General features: G+C 43.8%; 21 protein-coding genes. 11 read left to right on the top strand and 10 right to left on the bottom strand.

The features are described 5' to 3' along the window. Positions 1-38: 38 nt before the first annotated feature. The 8 genes from NBH06_RS08190 to rbr all read right to left on the bottom strand — a co-directional run bounded on the left by NBH06_RS08190 (position 39) and on the right by rbr (position 8479). Positions 39-1484, bottom strand: coding sequence for a CCA tRNA nucleotidyltransferase (locus NBH06_RS08190; protein WP_046412332.1), 1446 nt, complete (start codon positions 1482-1484; stop codon positions 39-41). A gap of 64 nt (positions 1485-1548) precedes the next feature. Beyond that, the gene (locus NBH06_RS08185) at positions 1549-4326 is read right to left on the bottom strand and encodes a putative LPS assembly protein LptD (RefSeq protein ID WP_250793700.1); all 2778 of its coding nucleotides are present in this window, start codon (positions 4324-4326) and stop codon (positions 1549-1551) included. Between the two features lie 126 nt (positions 4327-4452). Next, entirely contained in the window at positions 4453-4989 is a 537-nt protein-coding gene (locus tag NBH06_RS08180; protein WP_118686946.1) for an HD domain-containing protein, read from the bottom strand. Between the two features lie 80 nt (positions 4990-5069). Beyond that, a complete protein-coding gene (locus NBH06_RS08175) occupies positions 5070-6116 on the bottom strand; it encodes a branched-chain amino acid aminotransferase (RefSeq protein ID WP_262483666.1) in 1047 nt (348 codons plus the stop codon). A gap of 88 nt (positions 6117-6204) precedes the next feature. Continuing rightward, on the bottom strand, positions 6205-6459 hold the full coding sequence (locus tag NBH06_RS08170; protein ID WP_250793698.1) for a DUF6383 domain-containing protein: 255 nt from the start codon (positions 6457-6459) through the stop codon (positions 6205-6207). 226 nt (positions 6460-6685) lie between these two features. Next, positions 6686-6997, bottom strand: a complete 312-nt coding sequence (locus tag NBH06_RS08165; protein ID WP_008862774.1) for a DUF4491 family protein — start codon at positions 6995-6997, stop codon at positions 6686-6688. Between the two features lie 191 nt (positions 6998-7188). Further along, positions 7189-7833 carry a flavin reductase gene (locus tag NBH06_RS08160; protein ID WP_250793695.1) on the bottom strand — a complete coding sequence of 215 codons (645 nt, stop codon included), beginning with the start codon at positions 7831-7833 and terminating at the stop codon, positions 7189-7191. Positions 7834-7903: 70 nt separating this feature from the next. Then, positions 7904-8479, bottom strand: a complete 576-nt coding sequence (gene rbr / locus NBH06_RS08155) for a rubrerythrin (protein WP_008862772.1) — start codon at positions 8477-8479, stop codon at positions 7904-7906. A 441-nt stretch (positions 8480-8920) separates the two neighbouring features. Between rbr and NBH06_RS08150 the strand changes: the two genes are divergently transcribed. Genes NBH06_RS08150 through NBH06_RS08140 form a run of 3 tightly spaced genes read left to right on the top strand, consistent with a single transcriptional unit; the run spans position 8921 to position 11117 of the window. Continuing rightward, a complete protein-coding gene (locus NBH06_RS08150) occupies positions 8921-9340 on the top strand; it encodes a hypothetical protein (RefSeq protein ID WP_008862771.1) in 420 nt (139 codons plus the stop codon). Further along, entirely contained in the window at positions 9312-10601 is a 1290-nt protein-coding gene (locus NBH06_RS08145; RefSeq protein WP_502800949.1) for a DUF3440 domain-containing protein, read from the top strand. Before NBH06_RS08150 ends, NBH06_RS08145 begins: the two co-directional genes overlap by 29 nt. Before the next feature lie 3 nt (positions 10602-10604). Next, positions 10605-11117 carry an IbrB-like domain-containing protein gene (locus NBH06_RS08140; RefSeq protein ID WP_021890919.1) on the top strand — a complete coding sequence of 171 codons (513 nt, stop codon included), beginning with the start codon at positions 10605-10607 and terminating at the stop codon, positions 11115-11117. Between the two features lie 319 nt (positions 11118-11436). Here NBH06_RS08140 and galE read toward each other — a convergent pair whose 3' ends face one another. Next, on the bottom strand, positions 11437-12471 hold the full coding sequence (galE, locus tag NBH06_RS08135; RefSeq protein WP_155013007.1) for a UDP-glucose 4-epimerase GalE: 1035 nt from the start codon (positions 12469-12471) through the stop codon (positions 11437-11439). 51 nt (positions 12472-12522) lie between these two features. On the opposite strand from galE, the gene NBH06_RS13560 reads away from it, so the two are divergent. From NBH06_RS13560 to NBH06_RS08100, 8 genes are all read left to right on the top strand, one after another. Continuing rightward, entirely contained in the window at positions 12523-12657 is a 135-nt protein-coding gene (locus NBH06_RS13560) for a hypothetical protein (protein WP_262893686.1), read from the top strand. A gap of 125 nt (positions 12658-12782) precedes the next feature. Continuing rightward, positions 12783-13433, top strand: coding sequence for a 50S ribosomal protein L25/general stress protein Ctc (locus NBH06_RS08130; protein WP_008862767.1), 651 nt, complete (start codon positions 12783-12785; stop codon positions 13431-13433). A 23-nt stretch (positions 13434-13456) separates the two neighbouring features. Then, complete coding sequence (gene pth / locus NBH06_RS08125) at positions 13457-14020, top strand: aminoacyl-tRNA hydrolase (protein WP_008862766.1); 564 nt, start codon at positions 13457-13459, stop codon at positions 14018-14020. A 5-nt stretch (positions 14021-14025) separates the two neighbouring features. Continuing rightward, positions 14026-14466, top strand: coding sequence for an RNA-binding S4 domain-containing protein (locus NBH06_RS08120; RefSeq protein ID WP_046415167.1), 441 nt, complete (start codon positions 14026-14028; stop codon positions 14464-14466). A 120-nt stretch (positions 14467-14586) separates the two neighbouring features. Continuing rightward, positions 14587-14991 carry a DUF6769 family protein gene (locus NBH06_RS08115; RefSeq protein WP_250793685.1) on the top strand — a complete coding sequence of 135 codons (405 nt, stop codon included), beginning with the start codon at positions 14587-14589 and terminating at the stop codon, positions 14989-14991. A gap of 94 nt (positions 14992-15085) precedes the next feature. Continuing rightward, the gene (locus NBH06_RS08110; RefSeq protein ID WP_250793683.1) at positions 15086-16279 is read left to right on the top strand and encodes an efflux RND transporter periplasmic adaptor subunit; all 1194 of its coding nucleotides are present in this window, start codon (positions 15086-15088) and stop codon (positions 16277-16279) included. A gap of 12 nt (positions 16280-16291) precedes the next feature. Next, a complete protein-coding gene (locus NBH06_RS08105; protein WP_021890913.1) occupies positions 16292-19381 on the top strand; it encodes an efflux RND transporter permease subunit in 3090 nt (1029 codons plus the stop codon). Next, on the top strand, positions 19378-20559 hold the full coding sequence (locus tag NBH06_RS08100; RefSeq protein ID WP_250793681.1) for a TolC family protein: 1182 nt from the start codon (positions 19378-19380) through the stop codon (positions 20557-20559). The genes NBH06_RS08105 and NBH06_RS08100 overlap by 4 nt, the downstream gene beginning before the upstream one ends. Positions 20560-20649: 90 nt before the next feature. Here NBH06_RS08100 and NBH06_RS08095 read toward each other — a convergent pair whose 3' ends face one another. After that, positions 20650-21468, bottom strand: coding sequence for a DUF3822 family protein (locus NBH06_RS08095; RefSeq protein ID WP_250793679.1), 819 nt, complete (start codon positions 21466-21468; stop codon positions 20650-20652). Positions 21469-21523: the final 55 nt, after the last annotated feature.

Here is a 21523-nt window from a genome sequence, read left to right as displayed (position 1 = left end):
GCTATTGGTGTTGTATTTGCGGCAAAATTGATATTATATTATTTCTTTGTCGGAAATAAATTCATTGTTGCAGCGGTTTCCAGCATAAAAAGTCGTGCCGGTTCATATTCATTGGGAATTTTTCCGTCGAGTATGGCTTCTTTGATAGCCGATAAAATTTCACCTACGGGACGGGACGGCGGTAACCCGAAGGTTTCCATGATTTCTTCTCCCCGTATCGGGAGCTTCATATTACGTATGCTGTCTTTTTCTTCTATTTCTCGCAGTTTGGTTCGCACCAATTCGAAATTGTCGCGGAATCGTTTCACCTTTTCTCTGTTTTTGGAGGTAATATCCGATTCGCAAAGAAGCATCAAATCGTCTATGTCATCGCCGGCATCGAACAAGAGTCTTCTTACGGCCGAGTCGGTAACGACTTCTTCGGCGAGGACGATAGGTCTCATGTGCAATCCTACGAGTTTCTGTACGTATTTCATCTTCTCATTGAGTGGTAGTTTCATTTTGCGGAAAATACCGGGAATCATTTTTTCTCCTATGAAATTGTGATTGTGGAATGTCCAACCCAAGCGGGAATCATAGCGTTTGGTACGTGGTTTCCCGATGTCGTGGAGTAGTGCAGCCCAACGTAACCATTCGTTGCGGCTGCGCAGTGCCACATTGTCGAGGACGGCGAGCGAATGATAAAAATTGTCTTTATGTCCTCGTCCTTCGATTGTTTCTGTTCCTTTGAGTGCGGCGACTTCGGGAAAAATGATAGGCAGCAGTTTACAGTCGTCTAATAAAATAAATCCCCGAGAGGGAATATCCGAACGTATGATTTTGCCGAGTTCGTCGATGATGCGTTCTTTCGAAATGATTTCGATTCGTTTTCGGTTTCGTTCGATGGCTGCGAATGTCTCTTTCTCGATGTGGAAATTTAGCTGAGTGGCAAATCTGATAGCACGCATCATGCGTAAGGGGTCGTCGCTGAATGTAATGTCAGGATCGAGGGGGGTGCGAATAATTCCCTTTTTCAGATCGTTCATGCCGTCGAATGGATCTACGAGCATGCCCCAATGCTCTTTGTTCAGGCAAAGAGCCAAAGCATTGATGGTGAAGTCTCTTCGGTTCTGGTCGTCTTGCAGGCTTCCGTCTTCGACTATCGGTTTACGCGAGTCATGGCTGTATGACTCTTTTCGAGCTCCGACAAATTCTATCTCTATATTTTCTTTCTGGTCACTGTATTTTACTTGTGCTGTTCCGAAGTTCCGAAATGTCGACAGGTGGGCCCGTTTCCCCAGTTTGGTCGTTACAGCCTCGGCGAGTTCTATACCGCTGCCTAAGGTTACGATGTCGATGTCTTTGGACGGTCGGTCCAGAAAAATATCGCGTACATATCCTCCGATGACGAAACACGGGCGATTCATCTCATCGGCGACTTCACCGATGAGATGAAATATCGGGTCGTTCAAATGGTCGAGTATAAGATCGTTGTCGGTTTGCATGGTTATTGGTTGAATAGCTTATAAATGTGTTGGTTTTTACGGGTTGCGACAAATGCGACCGGGTTTAATACCAGTCGAGTCGGCTGTAAGAGTTTCCTCGTTTGTCATATTTGAGGTCTTGCAATAAAGACGATTTCACGCTAATGTGGAAATTGTATGATTTGTAAGGTCCCACAGGGACGAAACTGGCACTCATCGACCAGCAATGCAAGTCTCGGGTGATGTTACAGTTCATATAGGCAATTTTCTTGGCGTCGAAATCATAGCTGGCCGAGAAGTTAAAAGACCAGTTTTTCGTAAAGTTGATATTCCCCGAAAAACTTAGGTTTTGGGTAAACCGGCCGTTATATTCCATTTTCTTTTTGTTGAAAGACCCATATCCGTAATTGACCGAATAGTTGATAGATAGACTCCACGGGACCTCCCAAATCGCATAACCGTCGGCCCCGAATTGTGTGTCCGATTCTTCCGAGGCTGTATCGTCTTCCGGCTCTTCATTCGGGTCGGGTGGCAGTGTATTGGGTTGTGGTTGAGGCTGTTTGTTGTCGTTTTTTTTCTTGTCCTTCTTTTTAAAAGTATCGTTGTTGAAGGTATAGGAGAAAGATGTTCCTGTACTGGACAAACGGCCTAATCCCTTGCCTACGGTCCACCGGGGTTTGTTCACTCGTACAGGGTTTCCGTAACTGTCCAATTGATAAGTATAGGTATCCCATGTCGCACTCATTTGTAGGTTAAACCCTTTGGTTAGTTTAATGAGTATTGAGGTGTTTAGGTTACTCCATTTCATGGAGTCCGCGGCCATATTATAACTCATATTGGCCGATAGGTTTTCGATTAGGGATATTTTGCGAACTCCTGTCGAGTCGCGGTCCGATTTGACCTTCATCTCCAAATTGTTCGATACCGAGAACGATACTGTTCCTTGTTTCCCTTGTGACACTGTGCCGAATATTCCGTTTGAGAAAGGAGAATATTTTTCGGTCACCGTTTCTCCTCGTTCGTTTACGTAGGAAAGTGTTTTCCAAAAACCATATCGGGGAGAACTGAAATCGGGGGCGGCGCTGAACGATATAGATGGAGTGAAAATGTGTCGTATGGCCTGTACTTTGTCGCCGAATATTTTCCACGGTTTGTAGAATCCGTACAGTTTGGTATCTGCGCTTAACGAACCGTAATAATTAAATACGTTGTAAAATCCGTAGGTCGTGTCTTGAACTATTTTTGACTGTTGAGTATCCCATTCTCTCATAACTTTGTTGGTGTACATACGGTCGGTAAAGTTGAAGCTGGCAGTCAGGTTGAGATATTTGAACACATTGAAAGTCGCCGATATGGGAATGTTGTGATACATACCGTTTCGCCAGTCTTTAATCAGATTCGATTTAAGTATCTGGTCTTGCTTGGTGAGAATCGAGTTTTGGAAACGACCGCTATACGACATTTGTATTTTTTCATACCATCGTTCATTGCCCACGACCGATTTCCGTTTGAATGGATAAATTTGCCCCATTGACACGGTTAAATTGGGGAAAGAAACATTTAGTGTCGAGTCTTGCGTACGTTGAGTGATATTGGCGGTTGCCGAAAAACTCCATGACGAGTTAGGAATACGGTAGGTCATGTTTACCGTAGAACTTTTGGTGTTTTCGGTAAAGCTGTTGGAATTGTAATAGCTATTTAAATCGTTTCGGGTATATCCGCTGGTTGTGAAATTAACGCTTGCCGATAACGACATGTTAGGGTTGTTTTTAGTGTCTTGGGTATGGGTCCATGCTATTTTGAAGTTTTTCATCTTTGAATAGTCTGGCAACCCTTTATCTCCGGTAATGGTTGTGATGAAACTCAAATCGAAGTTACCGGAATATTTGTATCGTTTGATATAAGCCGAACGAGCGTTGATACCCCATGAACCTTTTGTGTAAATTTCACCGGTCAGTGCAAGGTCTATGTAATCGTTGATGGCAAAATAATAACCGCCGTCACGCAAATAAAATCCTCGTGCCAGTTCGTCTCCGAAAGTGGGAACGATGATACCCGATGAATATTTTTCGGTGAAAGGGAAGAAGCCGAACGGAATGGCGAGGGGAAGAGGAACATCGGCCAGTACCATATAAGCCGGCCCCGTTACGATATTCTTTTTGGGACGGACTTTCGCTTGGGTTAATTGCAGATAAAAGTGCGGGTGATCGTGATTGTCGCATGTCGTGTAACGTCCGCTTTTCATGTAGAATTCGTCATTCTCCATTTTTTTTGTTTGTCCGCCTGTCAAGTAACCTTCGCCTTGTTGGGTGACAATATTGGTAATATATCCCTTTTTTGTCTTGAAATTATAATTCATGGTTTCCGATTCGTACTCTCCGCTTTTATCCTTGAAAACGGGACGGCCCACTATATCTCCCACAGAGTCGGGACGACCCACGGCGTAGACTAAGCTACTGTCCATGTTCATCTCGATTTGATCTGCATTGAGCTCCATGCCATCGAACTGTACTACCCCTTTTCCGTACATGTACACCTCGTTACCGTGGGTGAAAACGATAGAATCGTTGGCCTTGTAATCGACAACCGAAGTCAAACCGGCTTTCTTTTTCTTGGGTGTGACAGAATCATTGGCAAGCGAATCGACTCCTAACGAATCCGATTGTAACGAATCTTTGGAAATACTGTCTAAAAGTGTTATCGGTTTATTTGATAATAAAGTAGCACTATCTTTGCTCGTGGTGGAATCGAGTGAAGTCACTTCGCTATAAGACGGATGCCTGTCTTGTGCGATGAGCGACACAAACAGTGAGGAGCATAGAAGAGATAAAAGTATAGCGTATTTTTTGCTGTCTTTTGGCATCCGGCTGTTAATCTGTAATCAACTCGCAAAAATACACATTTTCCATGACTTATCGGCGTTTGGGCTTTATTTAATATATTTTATTCAATGTTCAGAGTATCTTCCTTTTATTGATTGTGTAGGTTTCTATAAAAACAGAGTGGCCATTTCGTCGAAACGGTGTAGAGACGCATCGCCATATTTAGCAACGCTTTTACGAACTTTATCGAACGGTTTTTCTTGGTCGGGAGTAGATTTCGAATAAAACTTGTCGGCGAAGCAAACGAGTTTTTCTTCGAGACTTATAGGGCACATGTCACGGTGTGGAAGCGGGAGGTTTTGGGAGACGATGTCATCGACCGTCAGTCCGGTTCCTGTGTGTCGTTCACAAACGAGAGCGTGTTTGGGATATCCTTCATTTCGAAGAAGTTCGGCTCCTATAATGCCGTGACGGATATAGGGCTCTTCTCCTGTACAGTAAATCGAAGGAGCATGGGTAAGGTATACGCCGATGTCGTGAAGCATGGCGGCTTCGTAAACAAAGTCCGAATCGATATTTAATTCCGGGTGGGCTTGGGCTAGTTTCAGGGCTTTTTCGGCAACCAGTTTGCTATGGGACCATACGCTGTTATAAAGAGGCGTTCCGGGTTGATAGTATTTTTCGAAGATTTGTTGGATATTCATGGTTGTCACTGAAAAAATGTGTTATAAAAGCGACAGCCCGAAAGAGTGTCTCTCCGGGCTGCCGTTGTATAATCTTGTAGTTATTCTACGATAGTAATCCATTTGTGAGTATCGGGTTCGTCGCCATATTGTATAGCGCGTAACTTATTGTATAGCTTTTCGCAAATAGGTCCGGGTTTACCGTCTTTGGAGAAAATATACGATTTGTTTTCATCAAGGTCGTCTATACGGGCGATAGGACTGATGACGGCAGCTGTTCCACAAGCTCCCGCTTCGTCGAATGTCCCGATTTCATCTTCCGGTATTTGTCGTACTTCTACCGTCATGCCCATGTCCTCGGCAAGTTGCATGAGGCTTTTGTTGGTGATTGAAGGGAGAATGGACGTCGATTTCGGGGTGATATAGCTGTTTCCCCGAATGCCGAAGAAGTTAGCCGGACCGCATTCGTCGATATATTTTTTCTCTTTGGCGTCCAGATAGAGTACGGCGGAATATCCCAGTTCATGGGCTTTTTCACCGGCCACTAAACTGGCTGCGTAATTTCCTCCTACTTTGTAGCGTCCTGTTCCGAGTGGAGCGGCGCGGTCGTATTGACGGAGTATCGCCATAGGGGTAGGTTTGAAACCCTCTTTGAAATAAGGACCTACCGGAGATACGAAGACGATGAACAAATATTCTTTGGCCGGTTTGACTCCTACCTGTGCCGATGTTCCTATTAGTAATGGGCGTATATAGAGTGAAGCTCCGCTTTCGTAGGGAGGTACGAACCTTTCGTTCTTCTTGACTACGGTTAGTATGGCTTCGTTAAACTTCTCTGTGGGCAGTTCGGGCATCATGATTCCCCGGCAGGAACTTTGCAAGCGAGCTGCATTCTCGTCCATACGGAAAATGCGGATTTTTCCGTCTTTACCCCGAAAGGCTTTCATTCCTTCGAATGCCTCTTGTCCGTAATGAAGGCAAGTGGCTGCCATGTGTATTTCGAATGTTTGTGAGCTGGTAACTGTAATGTCGCCCCATTTCCCGTCTTTGTAAATACACCGTACATTATAATCGGTAGGCATATAGCCGAATGACAGGTTTGACCAATCGATACTTTCCATTGTTTCGGTTTTTAAGTTTAACTTTATAGGGACAAAGTTAAACTATTTCATGAAATATTGAAACAATGTTTAAGGTTTTATTTTTGTAATATCGATTTGAAGTAAAAAGGATATATTAAAGAGCAATCTTTTGTGTTTGTCCCTCTATTTTAACTAAATAAATACCTCGGACACCTATTTTTAATTCAGAGAGGCCGGGATTGATGGTCCGGTCGGTTACGATCTGTCCTAATATCGTGTAGACTACTACTTGTGCTTTGCGTGGGGTACGAATATAAATGCTTCCGTCCTTGCTCGAAACCTCTATGGGGGCTTCTTGGACGGGTTCATTTTGACGGTTGTCGTCGATCTTCCAGATCTCTTTCTCCATAGTTGTTTGAGCTACGGCCGTTGGAAGGACGAAGCCACTGAATACTAACGCGAAAAAGACTGCGTAAAGATACTTCATAACAACACTATCTAAAAATAGAATGTCTTGCAAATCGATATGTTTCAATCGATTATGCCGGTGTGGCATCTATTTATATCTCTTGCAAAGATAGCTCTTTTTTGTAGTATTGTATAGGATAAGGCGTTAAATATGATGGGTATGCTCTTTAAAATTTGTAAGTCCGCTTAGGATTTTTGGGAAACCAGCCCTTTTGCACGCGTTTTTCTTGTTCGAAGATTTCTTTAATCGACCAAAAAGAAGAAAAGGCAAAAACACCCAACAAGGACGATATAACTACATTTTCGATGCATAGAGACGATATCACGCCTGCTATCCCCAAAAATAAAAATAACCACCAACAACGAGTACTCCAATAGTATTCGGCTTTGACGACTATGGGGTGGAACATTCCGATGATTAGAAATGTGCAGATTCCAATAACGAGGCCTTGCAGATGATTGTCGATTATAAAATCCATTGTGTAAAGATTAAAAGTTCTAATAAAAGATAATATCGTCTGTTTTGTATTTTATGCAAAGATAGTGTAAACTATAAGCCAAAGCAAGTTTGGTGAATTAGATTGGGTTCTCGGTGGTTCCTATCTTTTGAAACAGTAAAAATTCCCGATTGAAAATAGAACTTTTGATCGGGAATTTGGTTCATAGTAAATCAAATTTCTTTGAAACAACTCCTCGGTGCTTGACAGACCGGACATTTGAAATCGTCTGGCAATTCTCTTTCGTGAATGTATCCGCATACTTCGCAAACGTACTTTTTCCCGGAGTTTGGTTTTGGATCTTCTGGGGAAACATTTTCCTCCTTGATGTAGGTCGGTGCGTTTTTGGGAGCTTTTCCTTTAATTACATGGTGATAGTAGGCATAAGTCATAGGAGTACCATTGTCGGGAATGGTATTGAGGACGCGGGCAAAAATTACGTCGTGAGTTTCGTTGTCGGCAATGTGCAATACCTCGCAGATAATATGTCCTGAAAATTTCCCTGATAAGATGGGGACATCGTTTTGCCACTCATAATCGTAATTTGTGTATTTGTTTCGGTCTCGGCCGCATTGAAACCCGAAAGTAGTGATTAAAGATGTGTCGCTTTCTTCTGCGAGAATAGCTAAGCTGAATTTTCCATGTCGTACGATTATATCGTGGGTATAATTGTTTTTGTTCATGGAAATAGCGACAATGGGATTTTCACTGGTTACTTGAAAACAAGTATTTATGATACACCCCGTAGGGCGGCCGTTGTCATTAGTGCCTACGGCATATAGCCCGTAGGTGAGGTTTCGTAATGCTGTAATATCCATAATTAAAGAATATCGGTCTACCCGATAAGGGCAGACCGATAGGTTGTTTTTAGATTTTTGAAACTGAATTTTAATAGTTGTTTTTCTTGCGTTCGAAGAAGGCTTGCGGGTGAGCGCATGCGGGACATACTTCGGGCGCTTTTTTGCCACGGAACACATATCCGCAGTTGCGGCATTGCCATTCGATTTCTTCGCTGTCGGAGAATACGGTTCCGTTTTCGATGTTTGATAACAGTTTGCGATAGCGTTTCTCGTGTTCTTCTTCTACTTTGGAGACGTTACGGAATGTGTGTGCGATAGCGGGGAATCCTTCTTCGTCGGCGATTTTGGCAAATTCGGGATAAAGATCTACCCACTCTTCGTTTTCACCTTCTGCTGCCGCTTTCAGGTTTTCAGCGGTTGTTCCGATTACGCCGGCAGGGTAGGAGGCTGTGATTTCGACCATACCACCTTCGAGAAATTTAAAGAACTTTTTGGCATGTTCTTTTTCCTGTTCGGCTGTTTCCATGAAAATGGCGCTGATTTGTTCATAACCTTCTTTTTTTGCTACGCTGGCAAAAAAAGTGTAACGAGTACGAGCTTGCGATTCTCCGGCGAAAGCTTTCAATAAGTTCTGTTCTGTTTTTGTTCCTTTAATACTACTCATAGCATTCTTTGTTTTTGATGTGTTTTTAATTCTGGTACAAATGTAATTAGAATAATTCTTAAATTGGAATATTTCTAATTTAAGAAAACGATTATTTAAGAAAGTTTTATAATTATGGGTAAAGATAAAAATTTTTTGTGAATAAACAAAGATTACAAGGGGAATAAGACAGGTATGATTTTTAAGTGGAAAAATTTGTTCGCGACAGGTTTTTAGGTGTTGTGAAAAATATAAATGGATATGTTCTAAAACATTTTAAATGTACGGTTTGCCCATAGAATAACGATAAATCGTATTTTATATATTATTGTTATAGTGAAATTGTGACATTTTTGTTGCTGTATATATTCATTCTTTTTTTATTTTTGTGACTAAAATAAGATAGAGGCATTTGGAACATACCGATGTTATGTTTCGAATGAATCACAAAAATGCTCCACCATGATAGTAGAAAAATTGCCGGGGACAGATGCGCGGCTATATGCCCTTGTTGCGCCGTTAGTTATGAGTGTTCCCATTATTCGTCAGAACAATAATTATCCGTTTAAAACCTCTCGTAAACACCTTTGGTTTATCGCTTTGGAACGAGGCGAGGTAAAAGGTTTTATGCCTGTTGAAAGAAAAACTGCGGGAGCTTGTATCGATAATTACTATTTGGCGGGAGATTCTTCCGAATTGTTGACTTCTCTTATCGAAAAAGCGAAAGAAGAGTTTGCCCAAGACTGCACTCTTTATGCGATTTCTCATGTTCGGCATGTTGATGCCTTTCGGGCGTGTGGATTTTCTGAATTGAAAACGTGGAAATTGTATGTAAAAATGGTGTATGAGGCAAATGGGGAATCTGAGAAGCAGTGTGTATGAAGTCGTTTTGGAGCGATTGAATCGGATATTTTCCGATTTTGATAATGTGTATGTTTCTTTTTCGGGAGGAAAAGATAGCGGTGTGCTTCTTAATTTATGTATCGATTATATTCGCCAGAATAAATTGAATCGTAGATTGGGGGTATTTCATATCGACTATGAAGTCCAATATGAGGAGACGACGCGTTATGTAGACAGAGTATTGGCATCTAATTCCGATATATTAGATGTATATAGGATTTGCGTCCCGTTCAAGGTTGCGACGTGTGCTTCGATGTATCAAAACTATTGGCGCCCGTGGGAGGACTCTATGCGCCCGTTATGGGTAAGAGAAAAACCAGAAAACTGTTATACGAAAGAAGACTTCGATTTTTATACAGATGATTTATGGGACTATGAGTTTCAGATTAAGTTCGCCGAATGGTTGCACAAGCGGAATGCAGCTCGCAGGACTTGTTGTCTCATCGGCATTCGCACACAAGAAAGTTTCAATCGTTGGCGCACGATTCATAGCGATAAGAATTACAGGAAGTATAAAGGTTTGAAGTGGATTCGTGAGATGAAATATGGCATTTGCAATGCCTATCCCATACACGATTGGCTGACGACCGACGTGTGGGTCGCTAACGGCCGGTATCATTGGGATTATAATAAGTTGTACGATCTCTACTATCGAGCCGGGGTTCCGTTGGATAAGCAAAGGGTGGCCAGCCCGTTTATATCGCAAGCCATATCGAGCCTCCGGTTGTATCGTGCGATAGACCCGGATATGTGGGGGAAAATGGTAAGTCGGGTCAATGGGGTGAATTTTGCCGGATTGTATGGGAATACATCTATGATGGGCTGGCATTCTATCAAACTTCCACCCAATATGACATGGGAAGGATATTTGGATTTTTTGTTGAAAACGCTTCCGGAAAGTACTCGTAAAAATTACCAGCGAAAATTGTCGGTGAGTATGAACTTCTGGCGGGATAAAGGGGGGTGTCTGGCAGATGAAACCATTCGAAAGCTGGAAAAGATGGGAATTCCTATTACCGTGGGCGACCATTCCAATTACAGGACCGAGAAAAAACCTGTACGAATGGAATATTTAGACGATATCGATATCCCCGAATTTAAAGAACTCCCCACATTTAAACGCATGTGTATATGTATTCTTAAAAACGATCATGCATGCAAATACATGGGCTTTTCTTTGAATAAGGCCGAGAAAGAACAAAAAGAACGAGTGATGGAAAAATATAAAGCATTGATTTGAAAAATGGAAGAGTATAAAAGTCCGGTTTACAATGTGATTGCTGTTCCCGTGGAAAAAGTGGTCGCCAATACGTATAATCCGAATATTGTTGCTCCGCCCGAGATGAAATTACTCGAACTTTCTATTTGGGAGGACGGATATACGATGCCCTGTGTGTGTTATTATATTCCGGAGAAAGACCAGTATGAACTGGTCGACGGGTTTCATCGCTATAAAGTTATGAAAACCTCCAAGCGTATATATGACAGGGAAAAGGGTTTGTTGCCGGTGGTGGTGATAGATAAAGACCTTTCGAACAGAATGGCTTCTACCATACGGCATAATAGGGCGAGAGGTACGCATTGTATCGAATTGATGTGCGAAATTGTTTCGGAGTTGACGAAAGCCGGTATGTCCGATAGCTGGATTATGCGGAATATTGGTATGGATAAGGACGAATTATTACGGTTTAAACAAATATCCGGGTTAGCCGAATTATTTGCCGATAAGGAGTTTAGCTTGACGAAAGAGATATAAAATAATTATTTATTGTTGTTATACTGGATTTTGGGTCGTTGATGCATTTATAAACTGATTATAATTCCAAAGAATCTACATACCTCCGGCATATTTTCTTATTTCTGTTTAAGGCAAAGATAGCGAAAGGCGAGTGCAGAGGCAAACGGAAATTCCATTTCCGATTTGACTATGCCGAACCGCAGCCTATCTTCATACTCGCAAAAGCAATATAATGCAATAAGACAGAGGGATATTTCTTGTCTGATAACTTTGATAGAAACAAAAAACAGAGCCTTTATTAAAGGCTCTGTTTTTTAGAAAGATAGATGATTGTACATTACATAATACCTCTTTCGCGTAATTTCAATTGCCATTTCCATGCAGAAGCAAGCGTGTCTTCGATGCTTTCTTGTGCTGTCCAGCCTAGAACTTTATTCGCTCTTTCAGGGTTAGCCCACACTTGTTCTATATCGCCTTCTCGGCGTCCTACTATTTTGTGAGGAACTTTTACCCCCGTAGCTTTTTCAAATGCAGAAATTAGTTCGAGCACGGAAACCCCTCGCCCCGTACCGAGGTTGAATATCTCGATAGCTTCGGGCGATTTATTTTCAAGCATACGATTCATGGCTGTCACATGGGCTTTTGCAAGATCTACGACGTTGATGTAATCGCGAATGCAAGAACCGTCGGGAGTATGATAATCGTCGCCGAATACGCTCAATTCTTTGCGAATACCGATGGCGGTTTGGGTCAAGTATGGGATAAGGTTTTGGGGAACGCCGTTGGGCAGTTCTCCTATTTCGGCGGTCGGGTGTGCCCCTATCGGGTTGAAATAACGGAGAATGATCGATTTGAAAGGAGCGTTGGCATGAATGGTATCTTTAATGATTTCTTCGCAAATCTGTTTGGTATTGCCGTAGGGCGATAAGGCGGGTTTGATAGGAGCCGATTCGTCTACCGGTAAAACGTCCGGTTGTCCGTAAACGGTACAAGACGATGAAAATACGATTCCTTCTACGCCATATTCCGGCATTAAAGTTAATAAATTAACAAGAGACATTAGATTGTTGCGGTAATAGAGCAAAGGTTTTTGAACCGATTCGCCCACTGCTTTGCTCGCCGCGAAATGTATGATCCCTTTTATTCCGGGATTCTCTTTAAAAAGTTGGCGCAAAGCCTCCATATCGGTACAGTCGGCTTGAACGAACGTAGGACGTTTGCCTGTGATACGTTCGATTCCGTCGAGTACTTCGATGTTAGAGTTGGATAGATTGTCGATGATGACAACTTCGTAACCTGCATTTTGCAGTTCTACTGTGGAATGAGACCCGATGTATCCCGTTCCTCCGGTAACCAAGATTTTTCCTTTCATGGTGGTTGGTGTGTTTAAATTCTTTATTATGAATTGCAAAGATACAAAAAGGTGAGTGTAAAGACAAACGGAAATTCTATTTCCGATTTGGCTATGCCGAACCGCACCTATCTTCATAGTGACAAAGATAGCGAAAGGAGAGCGGAGAAAAAACGCTTCCCCGATTTTTTGTTTCGAGAGGAATAATTTCGTAAAGGCTTGTGGGTAAGAAAATAAAATGTTAACTTTGCCCCGCTTTTTGAAAATTCCGTGTGATGGGAAATTAAGGAGCAGTGAAAGCTTAATTTTGAGTAACACAAAACAACACAACGATGAAAACATTTCAATTAAATGGTACGGCCCGTACCGATTTGGGCAAGAAAGCAGTAAAAGGTTTGCGTAAGCAAGGATTGATTCCCGCAGTGCTGAATGGTGGCGAGTTGGTAGAATTGCCTTATCAAGGAGCGCTCAAACCCTGTGAAAAGTTGGTAGAACTTCCCGGTGGTAAAAAAGGTATTATCGTTACCGATTTCACTGTGACTAAGGATGCCGTTCGTAAATTGGTTTATACTCCCGATATTTTTGCAGTCGAGTTGACTATCGATGGTGAAAAAAAGATGGCGGTATTGAAAGATTTGCAATTCCACCCTGTGACCGATGCTATTCTGCATATGGATTTCTTGGAAGTATCGGATAAGAAACCCGTTGTTATGGAAGTTCCGGTTCAACTCGAAGGACACTCCGAAGGTGTACGTGCCGGTGGTAAATTGAGTTTGTCGATGAGAAAACTGAAAGTAAAAGCCATCTATTCCAATATCCCCGAACGTTTGGTAATCAATATCGACAATTTGGGATTGGGTAAAACCTTGCAAGTGGGAGAACTCCATTTCGAAGGTTTGGAATTGATGAACGCCAAGAATGCCGTGGTTTGTGCGGTTAACTTGACTCGTGCCGCTCGTGGTGCGCAAGCTGCCGCTAAATAACGATCGATAAACCTGTTTTATTGATGAAATATCTGATTGTAGGGTTGGGGAATATCGGTTATGAATACGAGAATACCCGGCATAACATAGGATTCAGAGTATTGGACGCCTTAGCTAAGGCGTCCAATCTCGTTTTTACCGATGGACGTTACGGTGCTACATGCGAACTTCGGTTAAAAGGACGTGTGTTGGTTTTGTTGAAACCTTCGACCTATATGAATTTGAGCGGAAATGCGGTTCGGTACTGGTTGCAAAAAGAAAATATACCGGTGGAGAATATGCTTGTCGTCGTAGACGATTTGGCTTTGCCGTTCGGTACATTGAGATTGAAACCCAAAGGCAGCGATGCCGGTCATAATGGATTGAAACATATTTGCGAAATATTGGGTACACAATGCTATGCCCGTCTTCGATTCGGTATAGGGAATGATTTTCCGCGAGGGGGACAAATAGAGTTCGTTTTAGGATCTTTTCCTCCGGAAGAGGAGAAGCAACTCCCCGAAAAGTTGGAACGAGCCGGCGAGATTATCAAGAGTTTTTGTTTAGCCGGCGTGCAGCAAACTATGAATCAATATAACAATAAATAGCAGATATGGCGAAAGACGAGGTAAGAATTGATAAATTCATGTGGGCTACCCGCATTTTTAAAACTCGTACCATAGCGACCGAAGCCTGTAAAAAGGGAAGGGTAATGCTCGACGGAGTTGCGGTGAAACCTTCCAGAATGATCAAAGTTGGCGATGTCATACAAGTGAGAAAACCGCCTGTAACATATTCTTTTCGAGTTTTGGCTCTCTCTGAAAATCGTATGGGGGCAAAATTAGTTCCCGGGTATTTGGAGAATATCACTCCGACGGAACAATACGAATTGCTCGAAATGGTGCGTATAGGAGGTTTTGTCAATCGCCAAAAAGGATTGGGACGACCGACGAAAAGAGACGGTCGTCAAATGAAGCAATTCCTCGAATCGGAGTATGCCGATGATGGATTCGATTTTGATTTCGATTTCGAAGATGACGACTTGGACGAATAGGGGATAGCGGAATGTATTTCCCGTTGGATAAAGTCGAATATTTAAATTTTCTAAAAAAGAAAGGACCGTATAACTCCTCTGAAATAATCTCCCTTACCTTTGTCTGCAAGATTAAGTCTTATGTGGGCGAAAAAACTGAAAATACTATTCGTTTGTTTGGCCGGTTGTCTGGCTGTTTTTTCGACGGTGATTCCTCATCACCATCATGAGAATGGTATGATCTGCTGGGTAATCGATGCCGCAGAGTCGGGAGATACCCATTCGTCCGATGTCCCCGAAAAGGCTGGCGATTGCAGCGGTTGTAGTTGGTTTGCATATAAGGCTCCGGTCGATACAGTTTCTTTAAATCAATATCTTACATTAAAGTTTGCCCCGGTAAAAATTTTGTTGGGGACGTGGGCTATGTTGCCCGATTTCGTTATCGACAGTTTGGAGGTATCTCCCTGTTTCGGTATTTACATCGAGCGGCTGCATACATTTACTTTTCTTAAAACGTTGGGGCTGCGGGCTCCTCCCGTCGCATAGGTATAAATATCTCTTAATTCCATAAGAGAAAATTCGTTCGGTATTTTTGTATCCGAACCGCTAACTATTATTTATTCCATAATTAATTATACCTATGAAACGAAATATTATATTCTCAATTCTTTTCACTTATATATTCTGGGGGTGTTCGGGTTCGTCTTCTTCTCACAGTGATGAACATGAGCATCAACATAGCGATCATATAGAAGCTCATGATCATAATCACGACGAACACGAAGGTCATGACCATGACGCCGAAGAACATAGCGACGAGATAATTTTGAAAAAAGCCGAGGCCGAAGCCATAGGTTTAACGACCAAGACTATCCGTCCCGAAAAATTTCACGGCGTTATTTCTTGCTCGGGAACTTTATTGGCTGCGCAGGGAGATGAAGTAACCGTTGTTTCGCCGGTTGCCGGTGTGGTTTCATTGGCCGGTAAACATATTACCGACGGTAGTTCGGTCGCCAAAGGCAGTGTGTTGTTGAATGTTTCTGCCGAGAAGATGGCTACCGGAGATCCGGCTAAACGGGCTTATATCGATTACGAAACTGCTCGCAAGACCTATGAGCGTGCTCAGGAGCTGGTAAAGGATCAGATTATTTCCCGACAGGAATACGAACAGATATATAAAGACTATGAGACGGCGAAATTGGCTTATGAAGCCATTGGCGGAGGAAAGTCGGGCAGTGCCGTGAAAGCCCCTATGGGAGGTTATTTGAAAAATATCATGGTGAAAGACGGTGATTTTGTAGAGATGGGACAACCGCTGATGACCCTTTCGCAAAATAAACGTTTACAATTGCGGGCCGAAGTTCCTCAACGTTATTATAAGGAATTGCCGGCGGTTGTTTCGGCCAATTTCAAGACACCTTATGACGACCGGGTATATGAGCTTTCTCGGTTGAACGGACGATTATTGAGTTACGGAAAGGGCACTTTGGCAGGAGGTGCTTATATCCCCGTGGTTTTCGAATTGGACAATAAGGGCGAGATAGTTCCCGGAGCCTACATAGAAGTCTTTTTGTTGACGGCATCGATCGATAATGCGATCGTGGTTCCTGTTTCGGCACTAACCGAGGAACAAGGGCTCTATTTCGTCTATTTGCGTTTAGACGAAGAAGGGTATAAAAAGCAAGAAGTTACAGTCGGAAATTCCGATGGCGAGAATGTGAGAATATTGTCCGGTTTGCACGAAGGCGACCAAGTCGTTACACGGGGTGTCTATCAGGTAAAACTCGCCGCCAATAGCGGAGTGATTCCCGAAGGCCATTCGCACAACCACTAATACATTACAGCCATGTTGAATAAAATTATCCGATATTCTTTGAACAATCGGCTGCTGATTTTAGTGGCATCTGTATTGTTACTTTTTGCGGGATTGTACACATCTATGAAAATGGACGTCGATGTCTTTCCCGATTTGAATGCTCCTACGGTAGTCGTCATGACCGAGGCTCCGGGTATGGCGCCCGAGGAGGTGGAACGGTTGGTGACCTTCCCCGTAGAAACCGCATTGAACGGAGCGACCGATGTGCGTAGGGTACGTTCCTCCTCGACGACCGGGTTTTCGGTGGTTTGGGTGGAATTCGATTGGGGAACCGATATTTATCGGGCACGGCAGATTACTTCCGAGAAATTGGCTGTCGTGGGTGAAAGTTTGCCCGAGGGAGTGGGAACTCCCACATTAGGCCCTCAATCCTCTATTCTTGGCGAGATGATGATTATCGGTCTGACGTCCGATTCTACATCTTTGAGAGATTTGCGCACGTTGGCCGATTGGACTATCCGTCCCCGCTTGCTTTCTATCGGCGGTGTGGCGCAGGTTACGGTTATCGGCGGCGAGATGAAGGAATACCAGATTCTTTTGGACTTGCCCCGTATGAAACAGTACGGTGTCACATTGGACGAGGTTCTCAATGCTGCTCGTGAGATGAACCGGAATGCCAACGGAGGTATTTTGTATGAATATGGCAATGAATACATTGTACGGGGAGCTGTCGCTACGACCGACGTCGATGCGATTGCCAAAGCCGTGGTAAAACGGGTCGATGGCGTTCCTGTGTTGATGGGCGACGTTGCCGAGGTGAAGATAGGAGACAAAGCCCCTAAATTGGGTACGGCTTCGGTTCGGGCCAATCCTGCCGTTTTGCTGACAGTTACCAAGCAGCCCAATACGAGTACTCTCGACCTCACGGAAAAACTGCTTTCTTCGATGGACGAGTTACAGAAAAATATGCCGGCCGATGTCACGGTTTCGACCGATATATTCCGTCAGTCTCATTTTATCGAAAGTTCCATAAACAATGTACAAAAGTCCTTATACGAAGGGGCTATATTCGTAGTGATCGTTCTGTTTTTCTTCTTGATGAATGTGCGTACGACGCTCATTTCGTTGGTCGCTTTGCCGTTGTCTTTACTGTTCTCTATATTGGCGCTCCATTTTATGGGGTTGACCATCAATACGATGAGCCTCGGTGGTATGGCCATAGCCATAGGATCTTTGGTCGATGATGCCATTGTCGATGTGGAGAATGTATATAAACATCTGCGGGAAAATCGACTGTTACCGCCGGGACAACGGAAGCCGATTGTCGAAGTCGTGTTCGAAGCCTCGCGCGAGGTGCGTATGCCTATTCTCAATTCTACATTAATCATTATTGTCACTTTTATTCCGCTCTTTTTCTTGACCGGCATGGAAGGCCGCATGCTCGTGCCCCTCGGTATTGCTTTTATCGTCGCGTTGTTTGCATCGACTGTCGTTGCATTGACGTTGACACCGGTACTGTGCAGCTATCTGTTGGGCAAAGGAAAGACTGATAAGGATATTAGTCGTGAACCGTTTGTCGCCCGTACTTTGAAAAAATATTATGGGCAAGCTTTGGAGTGGGCGCTGCGTCACCGTACCGGTGTGTTGGGCGGAACTATCGCCCTGTTTGTGGCTGCCATGATTACCTTTTTCACGTTGGGACGTAGTTTCTTGCCTCCTTTTAATGAAGGTTCATTTACAATCAACGTGAGCACTTTGCCCGGTATCTCGTTGGAGGAATCGGACAATATCGGTCGTCGGGCAGAAGAACTTCTACTTGAAGTTCCCGAGATACAGACTGTCGCCCGGAAGACGGGGCGTGCCGAACTCGATGAACATGCTTTGGGCGTGAATACCTCCGAGATAGAAGCCCCCTTTGTATTGGGAGACCGTTCGCATGCCGAGGTCGTTGCCGATGTACGCAAAAAACTGTCGGTGATTCCGGGGGTGAATATCGAGATTGGACAACCCATTTCTCACCGTATCGACGCTATGCTTTCCGGTACTCAGGCACGTATTGCCATTAAACTTTTCGGCGATGATTTGAACCGCATGTTTATGTTGGGCAATCAGATTAAGAAGAATATTTCGGCAATCGATGGAGTGGTCGATTTGAACGTGGAGCAACAAATCGAACGCCCGCAATTGAAAATCACTCCGCGTAGGGAAATGCTTGCTCGTTATGGTGTATCGCTGTCCGAATTCGCCGAATTTATCGATGTCGCATTGGCTGGCGAGGTTGTGTCGCAGGTGTACGAAGGAAGCCGCACATTCGATTTGACGGTAAAAGTAAAAGACGATGAACGTTCTTCGGCGGCCAAGATAGGAGATTTGATGGTCGATACCCAGGACGGGAAAGTTCCATTGAGTTATTTGGCGGAAATCAAGTCCGCCACGGGACCCAATACGATTAATAGGGAGAATGTGAAACGTAAGATTGTCATATCGGCCAATGTCAGCGACCGCGATTTGCGTAGTGTAGTGGACGATATAAGGGAACGTATCGATGAAACCGTGGTGCTTCCCGAAGGTTATTTCATCGAGTATGGAGGACAGTTTGAAAGCGAGGCGGCAGCTTCTCGTACGCTTTCGTTCGTTTCGCTTTTTTCCTTGCTGGTTGTATTCTTGTTGTTATACAATCAGTTCCGAAGCGTATCGCAGTCGGCGGTCATTTTGCTGAATCTTCCGTTAGCACTTATCGGAGGCGTGTTTATCTTGCGCTTTACGACCGGAGAGATAAGTATACCGGCTATTATCGGATTTATTTCTCTTTTCGGAATCGCCACGCGTAACGGTATGTTGTTGGTTTCGCACTATAATACGATGCTGTCCGAAGGTAATTCGTTGCACGATACCATTTTAAGAGGTTCGCTCGACCGGTTGAACCCCATATTGATGACGGCACTTACATCGGCTCTTGCACTCATTCCTTTGGCTTTGGGTGGTGATTTGCCGGGGAATGAAATACAAAGCCCTATGGCAAAAGTCATTTTAGGAGGATTGATAACTTCGACTTTCCTCAATGCTTTTGTCGTTCCGGTTGTTTATTGGATTATGAACCGTAAAAAAGAAAATCGATGAGAAATAGCTTTTTATGTCTTTTTGTATTCGCTGTTGCGAATATAGGAGCACAAAATAATATGGCGGATATATTGGCTTCTATCGAAACGAACAATCCCGAATTGAAAGCCGGGACTCAAATCGTTTTGAGTCAGAAAGCCGAAGTATCTTCACAGAACACGTTGGAAGACCCTAACTTCGAGTTCGAACATTTATGGGGAGCCGACAATGCCAAAGACCGCAAGTACGATATTTCGGTTTCCCAGTCGTTCGATTTTCCTTCGCTATATGTTCAGCGGAATAAAATAGGGAATTTGAAACGTACTTTGTACGATGGGCAGCAGGCTGTTTTGCGACAACAAATATTGTTGCAGGCAAAGGAGCTGTGTTTGCAGGTGATCTATTTGAATCGTTGTATTCGGTTGGGAAACGAGAGGCAAGCTGCCGCCGACGAGTTGGTCAAACTATATCGTGAACGGCTGACCTCTGGCGATGCCAATATTCTGGACGTGAATAAAATCGAAATCGAGCAGTTGAATATTACGACGAGCAATATACAACGCCGGAATGAACTGGCCGCTTGTCTGGCGCAGTTGCAGGCGTTGAATGGCGGTGAGCCGTTGAACTTGGCGGAGTCGGCTCTGACGGAATATTCCGATAGGGAGTTGCCGGCATCGTTCGATGACTTGAAAGAACAGGCGTTGCAATCCGATCCCGAATTACAAATGTTGCGGCAGGAAAACCAGATTGCCGGTAAGGAGGTTTCTCTCAACCGGGCAGGCTGGTTGCCGAAGTTCGAGCTGGGCTATCGTCATGCCTACGAATTGGGCGAGCGTTTCAACGGATTGTCCGTGGGTGTTTCCATTCCTTTGTTTGCCAATCGCAAGAAAGTAAAGATAGCCAAAGCACAAGCGGTGGCCGGTTCTTTCACCGTTAATAACAAGGAGTTGCAGACGTTGGCGGCGTTGCAGTCTTCCTATAACGAAGCAGTTGCATTGAAAGATAATCGGGAGAGATATGAGCTGTTGACTCGGCAGAATAATTTTGAATTGTTACAGAAGGCTTTGGCATCCGGCAAGATCTCGATGGTGGAGTACTTGGTAGATGCTACGCAACTTTATGAAGCTTTTGAGAATAAACTCTCTTTGGAATATGAGTATCAGTTGCGATTGGCTCGTATGTATAAATTCGAATTATAGGCTTTTTGGGAGATTAGGTTAGAGATGCTTTCGGGGTTCGACCGAATCCCGAAAGCATTTTTTTGTTTTACGGGATACGGCGGTGTCGGGTTATCGCATGTAGACGGATATTAGGCGCAGAGGTAACGGCAGATTCTCGTTCCCGGTGAGAGCGTGGGAAGGGAACTTCGTCAAGGTGATATAAGACAAATTTTTCCGAAGAGCCGGGATAACATTTTGTCGGAGATTCTCATGGTCCCCGGACAAGGACAGTTCGTCTTCTCCGGCATGGAATCCCAATTGTTTCCAAGCGTTTAATAGATAATATATACCGTCGTTGATATGGCGTATGCGAAAACTGTTGGATAGCAGGAAGCCCTGTTGGTTGAAACAAAACAAATCGATATGGTCGGTTTCCCAGTGAACATACATTTTAGACGTATATCCCAATCGGCTTTTTCTGAAAAAGTATTCGCACGCCGGAGCCAACCTGTGTAGCAGTACGGGGCGGTCCAACGTGCGTTTCACGAAAGACGACAGCTCTGTGTTCAGGTCGAAAAGTATTTTCGCTCCCGTTTGAGGTAGGTCGGCCGAAATCAAAGTTCCCTCGCTGTCTGGAAAACAAAAATCGAAATAGAGAGGATTGTCCTCCGTCGAAGCGAATGCGTCGGGGATAAAGATAAACCGAGGAGAGTCGGCTATGAAAAAGACTTTCTCGAACGGACGGGTCAATATGGGTTGGGAGAAAACAGCCTCTTCGATAGAAAGAACTCCCTTTTCTGAGGTCAGCGGTAAACGTTCCGTTACGATTTCGTCACGATTCTCCGTGTGTTGTAATAAAATATACAGATACGAACCGTCGGCATACATCGCCAAGATGTATTTGTGACTCTCTTTTATCGGTCGGTTCAGTGCCTCTATCGGTTCCATCGTCAATTTGTTTTAACAGTCTTTGTGCAAACAGAGCAAGGTATCCCCGGGTTTA

It is taken from the genome of Barnesiella sp. B2-R-119, assembly GCF_023656675.1.
Lineage (GTDB): Bacteria > Bacteroidota > Bacteroidia > Bacteroidales > Barnesiellaceae > Barnesiella > Barnesiella intestinihominis.
The sequence above is the reverse complement of the archived record's forward strand: the minus strand, read 5'-3'. Positions and strand labels throughout refer to the sequence as shown.

Excerpts from the sequence above, each read along its gene's own strand:
- NBH06_RS08190 (WP_046412332.1), bottom strand. The coding sequence starts at position 1,484 with ATGCAAACCGACAACGATCTTATACTCGACCATTTGAACGACCCGATA.
- NBH06_RS08185 (WP_250793700.1), bottom strand. The coding sequence starts at position 4,326 with ATGCCAAAAGACAGCAAAAAATACGCTATACTTTTATCTCTTCTATGC.
- NBH06_RS08180 (WP_118686946.1), bottom strand. The coding sequence starts at position 4,989 with ATGAATATCCAACAAATCTTCGAAAAATACTATCAACCCGGAACGCCT.
- NBH06_RS08170 (WP_250793698.1), bottom strand. The coding sequence starts at position 6,459 with ATGGAGAAAGAGATCTGGAAGATCGACGACAACCGTCAAAATGAACCC.
- NBH06_RS08165 (WP_008862774.1), bottom strand. The coding sequence starts at position 6,997 with ATGGATTTTATAATCGACAATCATCTGCAAGGCCTCGTTATTGGAATC.
- NBH06_RS08160 (WP_250793695.1), bottom strand. The coding sequence starts at position 7,833 with ATGGATATTACAGCATTACGAAACCTCACCTACGGGCTATATGCCGTA.
- rbr (WP_008862772.1), bottom strand. The coding sequence starts at position 8,479 with ATGAGTAGTATTAAAGGAACAAAAACAGAACAGAACTTATTGAAAGCT.
- NBH06_RS08150 (WP_008862771.1), top strand. The coding sequence starts at position 8,921 with ATGATAGTAGAAAAATTGCCGGGGACAGATGCGCGGCTATATGCCCTT.
- NBH06_RS08145 (WP_502800949.1), top strand. The coding sequence starts at position 9,312 with ATGGGGAATCTGAGAAGCAGTGTGTATGAAGTCGTTTTGGAGCGATTG.
- NBH06_RS08140 (WP_021890919.1), top strand. The coding sequence starts at position 10,605 with ATGGAAGAGTATAAAAGTCCGGTTTACAATGTGATTGCTGTTCCCGTG.
- galE (WP_155013007.1), bottom strand. The coding sequence starts at position 12,471 with ATGAAAGGAAAAATCTTGGTTACCGGAGGAACGGGATACATCGGGTCT.
- NBH06_RS08130 (WP_008862767.1), top strand. The coding sequence starts at position 12,783 with ATGAAAACATTTCAATTAAATGGTACGGCCCGTACCGATTTGGGCAAG.
- pth (WP_008862766.1), top strand. The coding sequence starts at position 13,457 with ATGAAATATCTGATTGTAGGGTTGGGGAATATCGGTTATGAATACGAG.
- NBH06_RS08120 (WP_046415167.1), top strand. The coding sequence starts at position 14,026 with ATGGCGAAAGACGAGGTAAGAATTGATAAATTCATGTGGGCTACCCGC.
- NBH06_RS08115 (WP_250793685.1), top strand. The coding sequence starts at position 14,587 with ATGTGGGCGAAAAAACTGAAAATACTATTCGTTTGTTTGGCCGGTTGT.
- NBH06_RS08110 (WP_250793683.1), top strand. The coding sequence starts at position 15,086 with ATGAAACGAAATATTATATTCTCAATTCTTTTCACTTATATATTCTGG.
- NBH06_RS08105 (WP_021890913.1), top strand. The coding sequence starts at position 16,292 with ATGTTGAATAAAATTATCCGATATTCTTTGAACAATCGGCTGCTGATT.
- NBH06_RS08100 (WP_250793681.1), top strand. The coding sequence starts at position 19,378 with ATGAGAAATAGCTTTTTATGTCTTTTTGTATTCGCTGTTGCGAATATA.
- NBH06_RS08095 (WP_250793679.1), bottom strand. The coding sequence starts at position 21,468 with ATGGAACCGATAGAGGCACTGAACCGACCGATAAAAGAGAGTCACAAA.